Annotated in this window: 16 protein-coding genes; 2 read left to right on the plus strand and 14 right to left on the minus strand. The window is 36.7% G+C overall.

Annotated elements, in window-relative coordinates; genetic code table 11:
* Positions 1–54: 54 nt before the first annotated feature.
* From QZR70_RS01020 to QZR70_RS01075, 12 genes are all read right to left on the minus strand, one after another.
* Complete coding sequence (locus QZR70_RS01020) at positions 55–549, minus strand: HAD family hydrolase (protein ID WP_295792467.1); 495 nt, start codon at positions 547–549, stop codon at positions 55–57.
* On the minus strand, positions 549–1,514 hold the full coding sequence (rfaD, locus tag QZR70_RS01025) for an ADP-glyceromanno-heptose 6-epimerase (protein ID WP_005386892.1): 966 nt from the start codon (positions 1,512–1,514) through the stop codon (positions 549–551). Before rfaD ends, QZR70_RS01020 begins: the two co-directional genes overlap by 1 nt.
* The gene (rfaE1, locus tag QZR70_RS01030; RefSeq protein ID WP_295792469.1) at positions 1,511–2,989 is read right to left on the minus strand and encodes a D-glycero-beta-D-manno-heptose-7-phosphate kinase; all 1,479 of its coding nucleotides are present in this window, start codon (positions 2,987–2,989) and stop codon (positions 1,511–1,513) included. The genes rfaD and rfaE1 overlap by 4 nt, the downstream gene beginning before the upstream one ends.
* A gap of 96 nt (positions 2,990–3,085) precedes the next feature.
* On the minus strand, positions 3,086–3,655 hold the full coding sequence (gene gmhA / locus QZR70_RS01035; protein ID WP_060924703.1) for a D-sedoheptulose 7-phosphate isomerase: 570 nt from the start codon (positions 3,653–3,655) through the stop codon (positions 3,086–3,088).
* On the minus strand, positions 3,655–4,581 hold the full coding sequence (locus tag QZR70_RS01040) for a dipeptidase (protein ID WP_295792472.1): 927 nt from the start codon (positions 4,579–4,581) through the stop codon (positions 3,655–3,657). Before QZR70_RS01040 ends, gmhA begins: the two co-directional genes overlap by 1 nt.
* A gap of 25 nt (positions 4,582–4,606) precedes the next feature.
* A complete protein-coding gene (nrdR, locus tag QZR70_RS01045) occupies positions 4,607–5,083 on the minus strand; it encodes a transcriptional regulator NrdR (protein ID WP_105081086.1) in 477 nt (158 codons plus the stop codon).
* 199 nt (positions 5,084–5,282) lie between these two features.
* Positions 5,283–8,729 (minus strand): pyruvate carboxylase, encoded by a 3,447-nt coding sequence (locus QZR70_RS01050; RefSeq protein ID WP_105094255.1) that lies wholly within the window; start codon positions 8,727–8,729, stop codon positions 5,283–5,285.
* 285 nt (positions 8,730–9,014) lie between these two features.
* On the minus strand, positions 9,015–10,361 hold the full coding sequence (locus tag QZR70_RS01055) for a M18 family aminopeptidase (RefSeq protein ID WP_295792474.1): 1,347 nt from the start codon (positions 10,359–10,361) through the stop codon (positions 9,015–9,017).
* 234 nt (positions 10,362–10,595) lie between these two features.
* Positions 10,596–11,996, minus strand: a complete 1,401-nt coding sequence (locus QZR70_RS01060; protein ID WP_105089071.1) for an anion permease — start codon at positions 11,994–11,996, stop codon at positions 10,596–10,598.
* Positions 11,997–12,243: 247 nt separating this feature from the next.
* Positions 12,244–13,077: an Mrp/NBP35 family ATP-binding protein gene (locus tag QZR70_RS01065; protein WP_274205088.1), complete on the minus strand. Its 834-nt coding sequence runs from the start codon at positions 13,075–13,077 to the stop codon at positions 12,244–12,246.
* Positions 13,078–13,200: 123 nt separating this feature from the next.
* Complete coding sequence (locus QZR70_RS01070) at positions 13,201–14,394, minus strand: PLP-dependent aminotransferase family protein (RefSeq protein WP_295792478.1); 1,194 nt, start codon at positions 14,392–14,394, stop codon at positions 13,201–13,203.
* Between the two features lie 52 nt (positions 14,395–14,446).
* Entirely contained in the window at positions 14,447–15,184 is a 738-nt protein-coding gene (locus QZR70_RS01075) for a TVP38/TMEM64 family protein (protein ID WP_119206697.1), read from the minus strand.
* Positions 15,185–15,581: 397 nt separating this feature from the next.
* On the opposite strand from QZR70_RS01075, the gene QZR70_RS01080 reads away from it, so the two are divergent.
* Positions 15,582–15,974, plus strand: a complete 393-nt coding sequence (locus tag QZR70_RS01080; protein WP_295792482.1) for a thioesterase family protein — start codon at positions 15,582–15,584, stop codon at positions 15,972–15,974.
* Positions 15,975–16,132: 158 nt separating this feature from the next.
* Here QZR70_RS01080 and QZR70_RS01085 read toward each other — a convergent pair whose 3' ends face one another.
* Positions 16,133–17,155, minus strand: coding sequence for a branched-chain amino acid aminotransferase (locus QZR70_RS01085; protein ID WP_213466935.1), 1,023 nt, complete (start codon positions 17,153–17,155; stop codon positions 16,133–16,135).
* 149 nt (positions 17,156–17,304) lie between these two features.
* On the minus strand, positions 17,305–18,525 hold the full coding sequence (locus QZR70_RS01090; RefSeq protein ID WP_295792484.1) for a hypothetical protein: 1,221 nt from the start codon (positions 18,523–18,525) through the stop codon (positions 17,305–17,307).
* A gap of 158 nt (positions 18,526–18,683) precedes the next feature.
* Here QZR70_RS01090 and QZR70_RS01095 point away from each other — a divergent pair.
* On the plus strand, positions 18,684–19,015 hold a 332-nt coding region (locus QZR70_RS01095; RefSeq protein WP_295792485.1), incomplete at its 3' end, for a fumarylacetoacetate hydrolase family protein.

The following is a 19,015-nucleotide window of genomic DNA, read 5'->3' on the forward strand; positions in this document are numbered from 1 at the left end:
ATCTGTTTTAATTTAAACCAAACATAACATAGCAAGCGTAAAATAAATAATGGACTAAATAATAGTCTTAATAAAATCTAACAGATTTGTACCTGTAAATAGATAACCTTTTACGCCAGCTGCTTCTGCGGCATCAACGTCCCGCTGACTATCACCGATAAGAAAACTATCTTTAGGATCTACATCATAATCCTTAATAGCTTGATTAATCATGCCAGGCTTTGGCTTTCTACATTCACAATCGACAGCATAAAGAGGTACAGAGCCTTCTTTATGGTGAGGGCAATAATAAAAATGTAAAATTGGTGCCCCATTACGATCTAGTTCATGAGCCATGTGATCATGTAAAATCTGAACATCAGATTCCTTATAATAACCTCGAGCTACACCACTTTGATTAGTTACAACAATGAGGTCATAGCCCTTGCTATACGCATAAGCCAGTGCTTCTTTAGCTCCATCTACCCATTCTAAATCGCTAATTTTGTATAGATAGCTAACATCTTTGTTGATAACACCATCGCGATCTAAAAATAATACTTTGCGCATTAACGTAAATACCCTTCGTTATTATCGAGTAATTCACAATATTCTTTAACAGCATCTTCCATTTTATGGAACCCTTTATCATAACCTGCAGCCAACAATTTAGTAGTATCAGCCTCTGTAAAGCTTTGGTATTTGCCTTTTAATACCTCTGGGAATGGAATGTATTCAATTTTGCCTTTGCCATTGTAGTCGATAACAGCTTGCATAAATTGATTAAAGCTATGAGCATTACCTGTACCACAGTTGAAAGTACCAGAAATTTCAGGATGTTCCCAGAAATAGAAGTTTACATTAACTACGTCTTTAACATAAATAAAGTCACGTGTTTGGCCACCATCTTCGTAGCCATCTGTACCTTCAAATAGATTGATAATACCAGTTTCTTTATTTTTGTAGAACATTTGACGAACTAAGGAAGCCATTTTATCTTTATGAGCCTCATTAGGACCATATACGTTAAAGTAACGTAAGCCTACAACTTGCGCTGTATATTCACCTTCATATTTACGTACATAGCGGTCAAACAACAATTTGGAGTACGCATATGGGTTAAGTGCTTCTTCAGCTTCTGGTTTTTCTACGAAACCATTAGTACCATTACCATAGGTAGATGCAGAGGATGCATAAATGAATGGAATGCGACGATCTTGGCAATAGTGGAATAGATTTTTAGAACCTTCATAGTTGTTCTTCATCATGTATTTACCGTTATATTCCATTGTGTCTGCACAAGCGCCTTCGTGGAATACGACTTCAATAGGACCTACATCAAATGTACCATCAGCAATAGCACAATCAAAATCATCACAATCGATGTAATCCAAGAATTCTAGATTTTGAATATTGCGAATTTTGCGACCATCTGTAAGGTCATCAACAATAAGAATATCTGTACGACCGCGGTCATTTAACGCTTTCACAATATTACTGCCAATAAAACCAGCACCGCCTGTTACGATAATCATAATTTACCCTCCTTAGCCATAGTAGCTATTTTCCCTACAATATCTGATGTAGAATAACCTTCTTTAAATGAAAGCACCTCTACATGATCTACGGACTCACGCCCAATAATGTCTTCTATCTTATAATCGCCGCCCTTAACAAGCGTATTAGGACGTAAATAAGCTAATAGTTCAGCTGGTGTATCCTCTTCGAATAACACCACACCATCGATACAACGCAATGCGCTTAATAATGCTGCTCTATCCTCTTCACGTACGATAGGACGCGTTTCCCCTTTTAGGCGTCTAACAGAAGCATCGGAATTTAATCCAATAATTAAATGATCCCCTAACTGAGCCGCTTCTTGTAAATACGTAATATGTCCGCGATGAAGAATATCAAAACAACCATTAGTAAACACAACAGTTTCACCTTTGTTTTGCCATTGTGCAATAAGCTGCTTCATCTCTTCTTTTGTGTATAAAGGTTTAGATTGAACACTATGCTTAAAAGAATGCCATAAATCCAATAGTTCAGATCGGTGGATTGGATATGTGCCCACCTTAGATACGACAATGCCAGCAGCACCATTTGCGATATGTAATGCCAAACGCATAGATAGACCGCTAGCAAGGCATGTCATCATCATAGATACAACCGTATCGCCTGCACCACTTACATCGAATACCTCTTGTTGTGTTGCCGGATTATGCCATGTACGCCCATCCTTTGCGATAACAGTAATTCCTTTAGCAGACCGTGTAGCCACAATGTACTCTAAATCAACATTAGCCAATACTGACTTCGCAGCCTCAACAATCGTGGCATCATCGTTAGCTAACTTATGACCTACACATTCACCTAGTTCTTTTACATTCGGTGTAATGCAGGTTGCACCATTATATTTAGACCAGTCTGAACCCTTAGGATCTACAATGGTTTGTACGCTATACTCCTTAGATAAACTAAAGATTTTTTTAAGCAATGTTGGTGTACAAACACCTTTACCATAGTCAGATACAACAATACCATCGATACCAGTCTTACATAGATTTTCTAGCCAAGCAGACAGTCGTTCCTCTTCCTCACTTGTTAAATCTGTAATCGTTTCAAAATCAAGGCGCATCATCTGTTGGCGATCCCCTAAGATACGCATTTTAGTAATGGTAGAACGATCATCACTCGTTAATAAACCTGTTGTATCAATCTTATCAGCCTTTAGCAATTGTTGTAATAAACGACCATGGTCATCATTACCAGCAATAGCACCAAGATATACTGTGCAATCTAAATTTGATAAGTTTGACGCAACATTACCAGCGCCACCAAGCACTTCTTTCATCTTTGCCACGCGGTTTACAGGAACCGGTGCTTCCGGAGAAATACGACTTACATCACCAAAAACATAACGATCTACCATCACATCACCTATAACGGCAATCTTTAGATTGGGTAGTTGTTTTGTCAAAAATTGATTAATGGTAGCATTTATCATAATCCACCTATTCCTTACCACAATATACATGTATAACGAGTTATCTAAAAAACCGGGTTTCAAACATGTATCTATTTATAAATATGACCGTAACGGTTAATAATCTTCTTCAATGATTTCGCACATTATATGACCTGCCAGAATGTGCATTTCTTGAATACGAGCTGTCACATTGCTTGGAATAGCTAATGTAATATCACATAATTCAGCTAGTTTTCCACCGCCTTCACCTGTGAAAGCTATGGTGTGCATGCCGATAGAACGGGCCATTTCTGCAGCTTTTACAACATTCTTGGAGTTCCCAGATGTAGAAATCCCAATGAGAACGTCACCTGTACGGCCTAAGCCCTCTACTTGACGTGCAAAAACAGATTCAAAATCATAGTCATTTGCAATAGCTGTTAATGCAGATGTATCAGTAGTCAATGCAATACCCGCTAGAGAGCGTCGTTCCTTTTTAAAGCGACAAATCAATTCTGCTGCTAAATGTTGAGAGTCCGCAGCAGAGCCACCATTACCACAGAACAAAATTTTATTGCCATTTTCTAAAGCCGCCTTACAGCGATAGGCAATCTCTTGAATGGTATCCATATGCTCCATTGTCTTACCAAAGACTTCCAAATGCTCGGTAAAACGATCTGCAATGATTGGATTTAAATCAGTCATTATAAAATCTCCTTTAACAGTCTATCTGCATTTTTCCAGAATAATTTTTCACATTGTTCCTCAGATAAACCAGCTTCTTTAAATGCATCGTATAATCGATACATTTCAGAAGTGTCTTTAATTTCTGTATCCGGCTTAATACCATCAAAATCGGTTCCTAATGCCACAACATCTTCCCCGCCTTTATTGATGAGATATAAGCCATGCTTTACGATATCTTCAATTCGACTTATCGGTGATGTGCCTAAAAAAGATTGGGCAAAGTTAAGGCCTATCACACCACCCTTATTAGCAATAAGCTTAATCAAATGATCTGGTAGATTTCTAGTATGGGCTGTAACTTCACGTGCATTGGAGTGTGATGCTACAAATGGTACATCTAAAATATCTCCTAATTGCTCAGTACCAGCATCATTTAGATGAGAACAATCGACGATTATCCCTAAATCTTGCATAGCCTCTACAAATTCAACGCCTTTCGGTGTTAATTTTTTATGCTGCTCACCACAATGTGGCTCACCCAGTCCATTTGGATAATTCCAGGTAAGCGTAATAAGTCGAACCCCATCTTGATAAGCTTGTTTAAGTTTATCTAAGTCACCACCTAGTATGCCGCCCTCTTCAATAGACATGAGAGCTCCAATCTTACCAGTCTCATATACAGACTCTACATCTTGATAAGAGAGCACATGCTGAATGTGCTCTCCATAGTGATGAATTTGTGATGTACATAAATTACGCATCGCTTCATAACGACCATAAGGGTCATTTGTGTCACCAAGATTGATAAATAATGCAAAATCCTGCACCTTGCTGTGAGCCTTTTGTAATTTTTCTATATCGATTTTCCAAGTATTACGATACAAATCTCCATTACTAGGATAATCTATTAACTTCATAATCGTATCGCAGTGTAAATCTATCATAAAGCCTCACATATACTATTAGTAATTAACTACGTTTTGGTTTTTTAGCATCTAGTTTTTTTAATGCTTTCAGTTCTTCCATAAAGCTATCAATATTATCAAACTTACGATATACGCTAGCAAAGCGAACATATGCAACTTGGTCGATATCTTTTAATTGTTGCAATACAAGTTCACCTATACGATCAGTAGTTACCTCTTGGTTGATTTCATTACGAATATCGCGCTCTACATCATTCACTACTTGTTCCATCACGGACATAGGCACTGTACGTTTATCACAAGAACGCAATAAACCATTTAATAATTTACCGCGATCAAATAATTCACGACGTCCATTTTTCTTTAATACCATAAGTGGTACTTCTTCTATAATTTCATAGGTAGTAAAGCGACGGCCACAATTGATACATTCGCGGCGACGGCGAATACTATTACCTTCATCAGTCGTTCTAGAGTCTGTTACCTTCGTGTCTGTGTGTTGGCAATAAGGACATCTCATCTGTTACTACTCCTTTTTCTAATAATCACTCTAAAATAGTGCAAAATACGCCCATTTTCTCTACTATATATAGTACCATGAAAGCCTTTAAAATACAAAGAATCCCTAGGATTTCCTAGGGATTCTTCCATTATTCTAGAGCATTTTATGTTATGAAATACTTTAGAAATAATATTTTTAATTTTATCTACTATTCTAACTATCGTTTAGGAGCATCTTCAACGCGAAGCAAGCAGTCGCCAGATTCGATGCGGCTACCTTCACGAACTAGGATTTCTTCTACGATACCATCGATAGGAGCAGTAATTGTAGTTTCCATCTTCATCGCTTCTGTAACGATCAATGGCTCACCTTTAGCTACAGATTGACCATTTTTAACGAGAATCTTAACAACGGAACCAGACAATGTAGCACCAATTTCACCAGGGTTAGATTCATCCGCTTTACGACGAACAACGCCAGTAGTCTTAGCATGTTTATCATGAACTTTAATACCACGAGGTTGACCATTGAACTCGAACAATACGATACGGTTACCATCTTCATCTGGTTCAGATAAGCCGTTCATTTTGATGATAAGTGTTTTACCTTTTTCGATAGTTACTTGAATTTCTTCGCCCCGTTTCATACCGAAGAAGAATGTTGGAGTATCAAGTACAGATACATTACCAAAGTCTTTTTTAAATTTATTGTAATCTTGGTAAACCTTAGGGTACAAGCAGTATGCACTGATATCTTCATCAGTTGTTTGAGCACCCATTTCACTCAATTCATTGCGAACATGTTCAAAGTCTGTTGGAGGCAATACTGCACCTGGACGAACTGTGATTGGTTTTGCACCTTTCAAGATAATTTTTTGTAACTCTTCAGGGAATCCTTGGTATGGAGTGCCAAGACGACCTTCAAAGAATTCAACTACAGATTGAGGGAAGTCTAATACATCGCCCTTTTCGTAAATATCTTTTTCAGTCAAGTTATTTTGTACCATGTACAATGTCATATCACCTACAACTTTAGAGGATGGCGTTACTTTGATGATATCACCAAACATCATGTTTACTTGGTGGTACATTTTCTTAATATCAGCCCAACGATCACCAAGGCCTACCATCTTAGCTTGTTGTTGCAAGTTGGAATATTGACCACCTGGCATTTCATGTTGATATACTTCAGTGTTAGGATATGCTTCTGCTTTATCTACACCTTTGTAGTAAGGACGAATGCTGCCAAAGTAATGCGACATTTCTTCCATGTAATCAATGTTCATTTCAGGTTGACGGTCATGTCCACTCAATGCATAGTACATGGAGTTCATGCTAGGTTGAGATGTACCATTAGCAAATGCAGAGTATGCTAAGTCGATAACGTCTACACCAGCATCTACAGCGCGACCATAGGAATAGATAGCATTGCCAGAACCTTCATGTGTATGTAAATGAATCGGTACAGTAACAGCATCTTTTAAGGCAGATACAAGATTATAAGCAGCTTGAGGTTTCAATAAACCAGCCATATCTTTGATAGCAATAATATTAGCACCCGCTTTTTCAAGCTCTTTAGCCATATTTACATAGTAGTCTAAATTGTATTTAGGACGGTTGCTATCAAGAATATCCCCTGTATAGCACAATGCTACTTCAGCAATTTTGTTTTGTGCACGAACTTCATCAATAGCTACATGCATATTATCAAGGCTATTTAAGCTATCGAATACACGGAATACATCAATACCATTAGCAGCAGCACGTTGGATAAATTGACGAACTACATTATCTGGATAAGATGTGTAACCTACAGCATTAGCGCCACGAATAAGCATTTGAAGTAATGTATTAGGCACTTCGCGACGGAACATACGTAAGCGTTCCCATGGATCTTCATGTAAGAAACGATAGGATACGTCGAATGTAGCACCGCCCCAACATTCCAAGGAGAATAAGTTAGGAACACCTTTTGCAGCACGACCAGCTACGCGTGCCATATCAATGGTACGTAAACGTGTAGCAAATAAGGATTGGTGAGCATCACGCCATGTTGTATCTGTAAAGAATACTTGTTTTTGATCAGATAACCATTTACTGAAGCCTTCTGGTCCTAATTCATCAAATTTTTGTTTTGTACCAGCTGCTGGAGATACATCTAAATCAGATGGCATTTGAATTGGTTCAAAATCAGGTACCACTTGAGGACCTGCACCAGAGTAGCCATTGATTGTTACGTCAGCAATGTAACGTAATAATTTAGTACCACGATCGCGGTCTGGTTTTAATTCAAACAATTCTGGATGGTCTTCAATGAAGTTAACAGTGTAGTTACCGCTTTGGAATTCAGGATTTTCAAGAACGTTAATCAAGAAGTGAATATTAGTTTTAACGCCACGAATACGGAATTCTTTTAAACAACGAAGCATTTTACGAATAGTTTCTTCGTTGTTAGGACCGAATGCAGTCGCTTTTACAAGCAAGGAATCATAGTAAGGTGTTACTACGGCACCAGTGAAAGCATTACCAGAGTCTAAGCGGATACCAAAGCCACCGGAGCTACGATATGCCAAGATTTTACCTGTATCAGGCATGAAGTTATTTTTAGGGTCTTCTGTAGTGATACGACATTGGATTGCAGTACCTTTACAAGGAACTTCATCTTGTGCTGGAATGCCTACTTCTGGGCTATGTAAGTCATAACCTTCTGCAATACGGATTTGAGAATGAACGATATCAATATCTGTAATCATTTCTGTTACAGTATGTTCTACTTGGATACGAGGGTTAACTTCGATGAAATAGAAGGAGCCATCAGCAGTTACCAAGAATTCTACAGTACCCGCATTAACGTAGCCAACATTTTTCATGATTTTAACGGCTGCATCACATACGGCTTTACGAGTTTCTAATGGCAATGCAAAAGCTGGCGCCATTTCAACAACTTTTTGGTGACGACGTTGTACAGAGCAATCACGTTCATGTAAATGAACTACATTACCATGTTCATCACCAAGGATTTGTACTTCAATATGTTTAGGTTCAACGATAAGTTTTTCTACATATACATCATCATCGCCAAAGGCAGCTTTCGCTTCAGATTTTGCGCGATCATATGCATCACGAAGATCTTCTTTACGATGAACCTCACGCATACCACGGCCGCCACCGCCATTTACGGCTTTGATCATCAATGGGAAACCATGAGTATTTGCAAATTCTTCTAATTGTTCAAAATCACGCAATGCCCCATCAGAACCTGGAATCATTGGGATATCTGCCAATTTAGCTTGTGCACGAGCATTAACCTTATCGCCGAACATATTTAAATGTTCTACATGAGGTCCGATAAAGATGATACCTTCTTCACCGCAACGACGAGCGAACTCTTCGTTTTCAGACAAGAAACCATAACCTGGGTGGATAGCATCAATATCATGTTCTTTTGCAATACGGATAATATCTTCAATATCAAGATATGCTTCAACTGGTTTTTTACCTTCCCCTACGAGATAGGCTTCGTCAGCTTGGTTGCGGTGCAAGGATAATGTATCCTCTTTGGAATAAATGGCTACAGTTTTAATACCCATTTCATTACATGCACGGAACACGCGGATCGCAATTTCACCACGGTTGGCAACCAATACGGATTTAATTTTTCTCATGTATTGCCTCCTACTAGCTTCCACAAATGTGAACTATCAGCTTTCATTTTTATTAATATATGAATATTTCCTATACTTATAGTCAAAACAATATATTTGGAAAACTCATCAAAATTTATGATGAGTATAATATTCATAATTACATATAACTATTATACAATATTTTCCACATATTTAAAGGATTATATTAATTACGAAATCATAAAATACATTAGTTGCTGTACATGACAAAAACTCATATGTCTTTTATCGATGCACATCGAACTAATTCTATATTCTACGTTATTAATCACCTAAGAAATGATTCATTAATCGATTGAGTTGCTCTTGATCATTTGCACCCATTAATTCCCGTGCAGAATGCATCGCTAATAACGGTAAGCCCACATCCATTGTTCTCATTGGTAACATAGCAGATGAAATAGACCCAACTGTAGAGCCCCCTGGTATATCAGAACGATTTACATAAATTTGGTAGTTTGCCTCAGCTTCATCACACAAACCTTTAACAATGGCAATGGCTCTTGCATCACCTGCATAAGATTGACTACATGCTATTTTAAGAGCCACCCCTTTATTAAGTGTAGGAATATTAGTGATATCATTTTTTTCAGGATAATTTGGATGCAAACCATGTGCTACATCAGAGGAAATCATGAATCCTTTTGAAATGAAACTATCCATCTCTTGATTAGAATATCCTAATGCATCATATACTCGTTTAATAAGGTTTGGTAAAAGCATCCCTGCTCCGCCCTGTTTAGTACGACTCCCTACCTCTTCATTATCAAAGAGAATAGCACAACGTACACCATCAGCATTAGCCTTACGAGCCTGAATAATCCCTGATAGTACACCAAAGCAAGATGTTAAATTATCTAAACGAGGCGCACTAATAAAATCGCCTTCAGTCCCTAATACACAGCCTTGTTCTGTTGGGTATAATGTCATTTCATAAGATAAGATTTCAGATGGATCACAGTTGACTTCATCAGCCAAGAACGTAGTCCACTCATCGTATTGAATATCAGACTCTGGGAATAGGCTTGGATTGTTGAGATCATTTAAAGATTTACTAGAATTATCCTTTTCCTTACGATCCATCATTAATATAGGAAGCATTTCCTTTTGACGATTTAATTTAACACCATCATTAACGGAACGATTCATATGTATAGCTAAGTTTGGAACGATTGCGATAGGACGTTTTGTATCAACCAATACAGAGTCTACATCAAAAGCATTATCACCTTTTAATACCACAGTACCCGCAGCCCCTAAAGGACGATCAAGCCATGTATTTTCAATGAGGCCACCGTACATTTCCACATTTAACTTGGTATAACCTTTTACTGATGTAATAGGATTTGGTTTAACCCGAATTGCAGGAAAATCTGTATGTGCGGAGGCAATACGTAATGTGTGTTCTGGTTTCTTTCCTATATGAAAAGCAAACAAAGTAGTACCAAACACATTAACTACATAAGAACCAGAGTCTAATTGCCACTCATCATCTAAATTAAGTTCTGTGAAACCTGAATCCAATAACATTTGTAAACTTGTATCTACTGTATGATACGGAGATGTACAAGCACCAATATATTTCAATAACTGTTCATTATCAAATTTCATAGATTCCTCCTATGTAAAATAATGATGCTATTCGTATATTCACCATGAATAGTTCATTTACGTATAATTTTACAACATATACATTAATAATATATTAACTGCTCTTATTTTATCACAAAAAAGCCGCCCCAAAGGGGACGGCTTTTCGTATATTTTGTAACCACACTATAATCAAACTATGACATATATAGTTTTTAATGTATTACAAGTATATAAAATTCTGGATATCTGGTCTTACCACATACCGATTGCTTTCATCCATACGGAACCAAGGCCCATAAAGATAATTAAGTTGATTACGGATGCGAAGAAACCAAGTTTCCACCATGTATTTTGAGGAACATAACCAGTATTGAAGATTACAGGAGATGGACCTGCAGCATAGTGAGTCAAAGACATACACAAGTTAGATGTGAATGCAATCATCAACAATGTCAACATTGGTGGTGCACCTGCAGAGATAGCAATTGCAGAGAATGCTACGAACATTGCAGAAATATGTGCAGTTAAAGATGCGAATACATAGTGGGAATATGTATTAATAAGTACAGCTATAACGAAGGCAATAATCCAAGATCCTTCTGGAATATAACCGCCTACAAGTACTGTTGCCCATTTGATGAAGCCCAATTTGGACAAGAAACCGGCAAAGCCCATTAATGTACCCATCCAAACTAATGTATCCCAAGCACCTTTTTCACTTTTAACATCGTCCCATACAAGAACACTTGTAGCAAGCAAAATAGAAATACCTAAGAATGCAACAGTTGTAGCATCAATTTTAGTAAATTGAGAAGTAGCCCATAAAACTAAAGCCAAAACAAATACGCCTAGCATAACCCATTCTTGGAAGGACATTTTACCAAGGCCTTTTAACTCTTCTTTAATCATTTGTTGTGCTTCGCGGGCATCTGTAATTTCAGGTGGATATACTTTGTAAATAAAGTACGGCATAATGATCAATGCAATAATACCTGGCACGATGGCAGCCATAGCCCAATCACCCCATGTGATACCAATACCAAAAGATTGAAGCGCCAATGCTGCAACCAATGTGTTACCAGCCATGGATGTTTGGAACATAGCAGATGTAATTGTATTAACTTGATAAATAGATTGCATCAAGAAGGAACCAATTTTACGAGGACCATCTTGAGGTTCAGAACCGAACGCTTTTGCCAAGCTTGTAGTAATTGGCATGATAACACCACCTACACGAGCTGTATTAGATGGAGTTGCTGGAGCCAAAATTAAATCAGATAATGCTAATGCATAAGCCAAACGTAAGGAGCTACTACCAAAAGCAGCAATCAAATTATAAGCAATACGTTTCCCCAAACCAGTTTTAATAAAGCCACGAGAGAATAAGAACGCACCTACGATTAACCAAATAGCAGAGTTAGCAAAACCAGAGATAGCTTCGCCGATTTTCAAAGTACCAGTCAAAGCCGCCACAGTAATTACAACGATAGATACGCCACCAATCGGTAATGGCTGAGTAATAAAGCCTACGATAGTAGCAACAAAGATGGCGAATAAATGCCAAGATTGAGGTGTTAAACCCTCAGGCGTTGGAATAAACCATAGGCCTATACCAAAGACCGCCGGAATAATCCAATTTAACAGTTTTTTCATACACATACCTCCTACATAGGAAAAAACTAAAATATATAACTGCTGAAATACCAAGGCATCGCAAGGTGACTATAAAACACACACTAAGCCCCCTATCCTACGGTGTCTTCAGTATATATCAGTAGTATGTGAAATTAGAAATATATTTATATCTTCTTATGATAAATATATTATATTACAACATAAAAAGAAATGAGAAAAAGCTGTGCATCACTAGGTATGCACAGCTTTCATTAACATATAAATCCTATTCTGGTAAAGATACGTTTTCTAAATTTGTTTTTTCGATAGACTCAATATCACCTTGGTCGCAAAGATTTGCAATTGTTGGATCAATTGGTAAACGGTTTAACAATAATAGACCGTATTTTTGAAGGATTTCTTCAATGTGGCTTTCACCAAAGATTTGGTAATCCTTACCGTTATCTGGGCAATGGAAGTAAGAGTAGTTTTCCACGACACCAATAATAGGCACTTGCATTAAATCAGCCATTTTAACTGCTTTTTCAACAATCATGGATACCAAGTCTTGAGGAGATGTAACAATGATGATACCATCCAATTTCAAGGATTGGTAAACTGTAATCGCTACGTCACCTGTTCCTGGTGGCATATCAACGAATAAATAATCGATGTCTTTCCAAATTACATCTGTATAGAATTGTTTTACAACATTGCCTAAAATAGGACCACGCCATAAAACAGGATCTGTATCGTTTTCCAAAAGAAGGTTAACAGACATAACGTCAATACCGCCTTTAGATTTTACAGGATACATACCGATTTCGTCAGCATATGCTTTTTCCTTGATACCAAACATTTTAGGAATAGAAGGACCTGTAATATCTGCATCGAGGATACCAACTTTGTAACCTTTACGCGCCATAGTAATAGCCATTAAGCTTGTAACGGAGGATTTACCTACGCCACCTTTACCGGATACTACGCCGATTACATGTTTAACAGAACTAAGCTCGTGTAATGGAGCTGTAAGATCTTGAGGTTGTTGAGGAGCGCCGCCACCGCAACCAGAAGATTTAGATGGGCATCCGCCACAATCACTGCTGCTACCGCAACCCATAGTAAACACCTACTTTCTTTGAGGAACTACCTCATATCTATATGTAAAACTTTTTTTCTATATGGTAGATACAATGTATCTACTGTTACATTGTATCATGTCATATCAAACTTTATCAATATATTACTCGCCACAGAACTCTTTGGTTAAGGCACCAAGAATTTCCATGCCCTTTGTGATTTCTTCTACTGTTGGTACTGTATAGCTTAAACGGAATGCATGGCCTTCCCCTGCTCCATCAGCAGCAAAAGCACCACACTTAATGATCCCTACATTGCGATTCATACACGTTTCAAAGAATTCGTCACAATCTACATCCTCAGGCATCGTCATCCATGCGAACATACCACCTGTAGGCTGAGTTAACTTAACCTTAGAACTTGCATACTTATTGAATGCATTAAGCAAAGCATCACATTTAGTCTTATATACTTTACGTACATTTTCTAAGTGCGCATCATAATCAATTGTATCAAGAACTTTAGCTACTACCTTTTGCGTAACTAATGGCATTTGACCAGCTGTATTATTCTTTAGAGCTTGGATAGCTTCGATTACCTTCTCTGGACCAAATAGGAAACCTACACGTAAACCTGCAGATAATGTCTTCGAATAAGAACCGGCATAAAGAACACGATTTTCAGTATCAAAGGATTTGAATGTTGGAATGTATTCACCAGCAAAACGAATTTCACCATATGGATCATCTTCATAGATGAATAAATCATATTTAGAAGCAATAGCGTAAATTTCTTTACGGCGTTCTAATGGCATTGTAATACCTGTAGGATTTTGGAAATTAGGAATTAGATAAATATATTTACCTTTACCAGACTGAGCGGCTTTTTCTAATTCACTAGGAATCATGCCGTACTCATCAGTCTTAATACCTACTGCTTTACCTCCCATGTTGCGTACAGAATTGATGGCACTTGTGAAAGTAAATTCATCCATATATACTTCGTCGCCAGGTTCCAATACAGTAATTGGCACAAGACCTAATAATTGACCTGCACCATTAGAAATAATAAGGCCTTGTCCTTCTGGATTCATCTTATGTGCTTTTACAAGACGATCTAATGTCAATTCCGCTAAACGTGCATCACCTTGCATTGGTCCATATTGTAATAAACTCATTGGATTAGAGTGAACCACTTCATCAAATGCCTTTTCAATGATTTCCACAGGAATTGCTTCTGGCGCTGGATTGCCAATACCAAAGCTGATAAAACCTTCTACACCTACACCACGTTCAAACACTTCGCGAATGAAATTTGGACCTTTTAAAGTAACACGTTCAGGAAGAGAAAAGCTCATATTATCGCCTCTTTCATATATACTAAGTTAAAAATATTACTACGTTGAAAAATTACGCATTAGGATCATGTTCTTGTTCCGCATTCTTCTTATTAATATAGTTCTTATATACTTTCCAAAGAATGAAGTATACAACACCTGCAACAAGAACAATAATTCCTAATCGCCCCATATTCTCTTGGAAATTTACAATATCTGTACCGATAGCTACTTCAAGAGCTGTAGATGGAAACTTACCAATTAAATTTGCTAAGATGTAGTCTCTCGGTTTAATCTTACTAATAGCACCTAATGCTGTAATAACACCAGATGGGAAGTATGGTAAGGATCGTGCAAATAACATGACCACAAAACCGTTTTTACCAGAGAAATCATCTACTTTCATCAATACTGTACTCTTAGCAATAAGCTTATCTGCTGTATCACGCAAGAAGTAACGCATAATGTAAAAGCTAATAACTACGCCTATCGTTTCTGCTAACCAAGAAATAATGATCCCTGGCCACATGCCAAATACGAGGCCGTTTGCGGTAGATATAAAGATGGACGGTAAGAAACCAACAGCATTAACAAAAATATCAAGAAGCATACTTACGACCATGGCCATAGGGCCAAAACCTTGAATATACTCTGCTATTTCATCCATGGATCCACTCGTCGCTAAATGCCACATTGTAGGATAAAATGTAGGGTCTACTATATTTATGGCAATTAATAGAATGACAAAACCAATGCCTGCTATTAACTGTACCCAACCTTCACCAGAAGGCTTTAATTTTCTTGTACTCATATATACCTCGTTTTATAAAAAACTAGTTCCATTATATCACGGATTCTATAGAACTGTTATATGTAAGAACCTAAACATTCTATTTATCTAATTAATACCAGTCAAAAATATTATCATTAGAACTTTCATATGTTATTTTTTTACTACCCGTTAAAATATTACCATTCATACTTTTTATTACCATTCATACTTTTATATGCTATTTTTCAATTACTACCAGTTAAAAATATTAGGATTATAAGTTATATAGGCTAGTTTTATAGATACTACCAGTTAAAAATAATTACTTTTAACTGGTAGTATCTATAAAATATGTATAATAGCATTAGCATAAAAATTATCGAAAGATGTATAATACTATTATAACGAGAATATTCTTAATGAAAGAAGGTATATTATGGTATCAGCAGGTCAAACAGCTACGGCGACTGTAACAGTTACAGAATCTAATATTGCTAAAACAATGAAATCCGGTTCTTTAGAGGTCTTTGCCACACCAGCTATGTGTGCATTAATGGAAGAAGCAGCACAAGCAGCAGTACAACCATATTTAGAAGATGGCGAAGGCACTGTAGGTATCTCTCTATCCATTACTCATGAGGCCCCTACTCCACTTGGTGCAACAGTAACTGCTAAAGCTACAGTTAGTGCTGTAGAAGGACGTAAAATAACCTTTGATATTGAAGCATCTGACGGCGTTGGTATCATTGGTCGAGGAACTCATGAACGATTTGTTATTAATAACGAAAAATTTATGGCTAAAGTAGTAAGTCGTGCAAAATCTAACTAATAACTAGTTTTACTAATAGTCTATAACTAATTTTACAATACCCTAATCTCTAATTTAACATAACAAAATAAGACAAAAATGGCATCTATCCAACGATAGATGCCATTTCTATTTACGTGTTAGATTATATAATTCTACTACATTAATTTATTAAAAGATTAGCAAATTTTAACTACCCAACCTTCAGGAGCTTCGATTTCACCATGTTGAATGCCAAGTAATGTGTCATATAATTTTTTAGTGATAGGACCCATATCATCCATACCAGCCGGTACATTAATAGTGCCTTCTGGAGTATCGATTTGACCTACTGGAGAAATAACAGCTGCTGTACCACAAAGACCAATTTCAGCAAAGTCTTTTAGTTCATCTTTATGAACAGGGCGATTTTCTACAGTCATACCAAGGTAGTGTTCTGCTACATACATCAAAGAACGACGTGTAATGGATGGCAAGATACTATCGGATTTAGGTGTAACTAATTTACCATCTTTAGTGATGAAGATAAAGTTTGCACCACCAGTTTCTTCTACATGTGTACGAGTAGCCGCATCAAGGTACATGTTTTCTGCATAACCTTTGTTATGAGCATCAGTGATAGCATACAAACTCATAGCATAATTCAAACCAGCTTTAATATGGCCAGTACCATGAGGAGCTGCACGATCAAAATCAGTGATACGAATTTTGATTGGTTTAGCGCCACCTTTGAAATAAGGGCCTACTGGTGTAGTAAATACACGGAATTGATATTCATCTGCAGGTTTTACACCGATAACAGAGTTTGTACCCATCATGTATGGACGAATATAAAGGCTTGCACCATGACCATAAGGAGGAACAAAGTCTTTGTTTGCTTTTACAACTTCTTTTACAGCTTCAAGGAAACGACCTTCAGGTAATGTAGGCATTACAAGGCGTTCACAAGATTGATTCAAACGAACTGCATTCAAATCTGGACGGAAGCATACAATGTGACCATCTTTAGTGTAGTATGCTTTCAAACCTTCAAAGACAGTTTGAGCGTATTGGAATACACCAGCACATTCATTAAGAACAACGTTAGCATCAGTAATTAATCCGCCTTCGTCCCATTTACCATCTTTATATGTAGTTAAATAACGGTAGTCGGTTTCTACATAACCAAAACCGAGATTATCCCAATCGATATTCTTGCTCATAACAATAACCTCCATGCTTATTAATATACTTATAATCTTAACACTATGAGCAAGTTATTTCAACATATTCTATAGAGAACAAAAATTAGACATGTAATAAGTTAAGTATACTTAAGTACAAAATATAGAATACCACTTATTTTGATGCCTTATAAATCATATAGATCATCATATCTATAACGATTGGTATCATAAATAATTTCTATGTCTTTATCTATAATAAATTTAGTTCGTTTCAAATCATAAGGTACATCGTAACGCGTATGATATGAAATAGATTCTACACGACCAGTACGAACCGCATTATCGGATCCAAACGGAACTTTTACAATATCCCCTTCATATATATCATTTCTATCAGTACGATAATAAAATTCCTGGTTTATCTTAAAAATATATACAGAACAATACGTATAAATCCTTCTATCAGATGTATGATTTGATTGTAAAAACTCTTGTAAAGATTTATCTCTTGTGTGAGCATGTATAAAATTAATTAGATTTTTATACCAAGTGGGCACATACTGATCTGTTAGATTCCCTATAAACAATGTATCCTCTTTATGCGCCCATTTAATACGTACTGTTACTATACCACCACGAGCAGGATCTCTATCAAGGTCATGACTTTCACTAAGACTAAAAGAATCTAGACTATATAGCGTTCCGCCAATGTGAAAGTCAATATCTTGCTTCAATTGATGAATCATTTGATTATCTACATACTCGCTATGACTATGACTAGAGTGACCAAATTGCTTACTATTACAATCAATGGAAATAGACGCATTCCAATTAAAATTCAATGTATTTACATCACCATATTCTTGGTACATATTTTTTTGCACTTCAATATGAATCTCTTGAATTCTATCTTTTTCTCGATTTCCATCAAATAAAAGTAATGTAGGCATACCTAGGATTTGTCTGAATAGTATAGACATGGCCCTCAGGGTATTATCAAAAGGAAATTCATATATAAATTCCTGATCTTTAGTGTTGATGAGCTGCACTTGGACAGCACACTCATCCTCATCATATAGGTCAATATCATCGGAAAATCTACGCCCCATAAGCTCTAATAGATATTGTTTTTTAGATTCGTCAATTGAGTACTCCTTAGTAGTTAAGGATTCTATTTTCCCCTCTACAGGTTTTGAGATATGCTCCCATTTAATGCCATAGGTAACACTTATGACTTCCTTGATAGAAATATGTTGTATCTCTTCAATATAGTAATCTTTACGATTTAATTTCACTTCCTTTGGAACGCCATCTAGTAAATCACCATACCAGCTACCCGTACTTATAATGTCACAAGATACTACGGTACCTATAAATTTATCTGTCACATTTCTATACATATACATAGGAACTCCTCCTTTTATTACTTTGTTTAAATATAACAAACAGGATGTGACAAAAATGCCTCTATATAATTATTTTGTCAAAAATATTCTTTACATACCGATTTATATTATAATTAACTTACAATATATGTATCTTATCTCTTAAGGAGGTATCTCTCATGAAAGAATCTACTAACCGTACTCTAATTACTAATCCCAAAAACATTATCTGTATCGGTTTAAACTATGCAGACCATATAGAGGAAACTAGTCTTGCTACACATGATTTTCCAGAAATCTTTATGAAAACATCTAATGCATTGGCGTCTCATCAAGATATAGTTCCCATTCAAGATGAAAACCTTCATTATGATTACGAAGGAGAACTGGTTATCGTCATTGGTAAGGCTGGTAAAAATATATGTCGTGAACAGGCCAGAGACCATATATTAGGCTATACCATTGGAAATGATGTTTCAGCTCGTAGCTTGCAGTTTAGAGGATCCCAATG

Origin of the sequence: uncultured Veillonella sp. (genome assembly GCF_900545205.1) — a bacterium.
Taxonomy (GTDB): Bacteria; Bacillota; Negativicutes; order Veillonellales; family Veillonellaceae; genus Veillonella.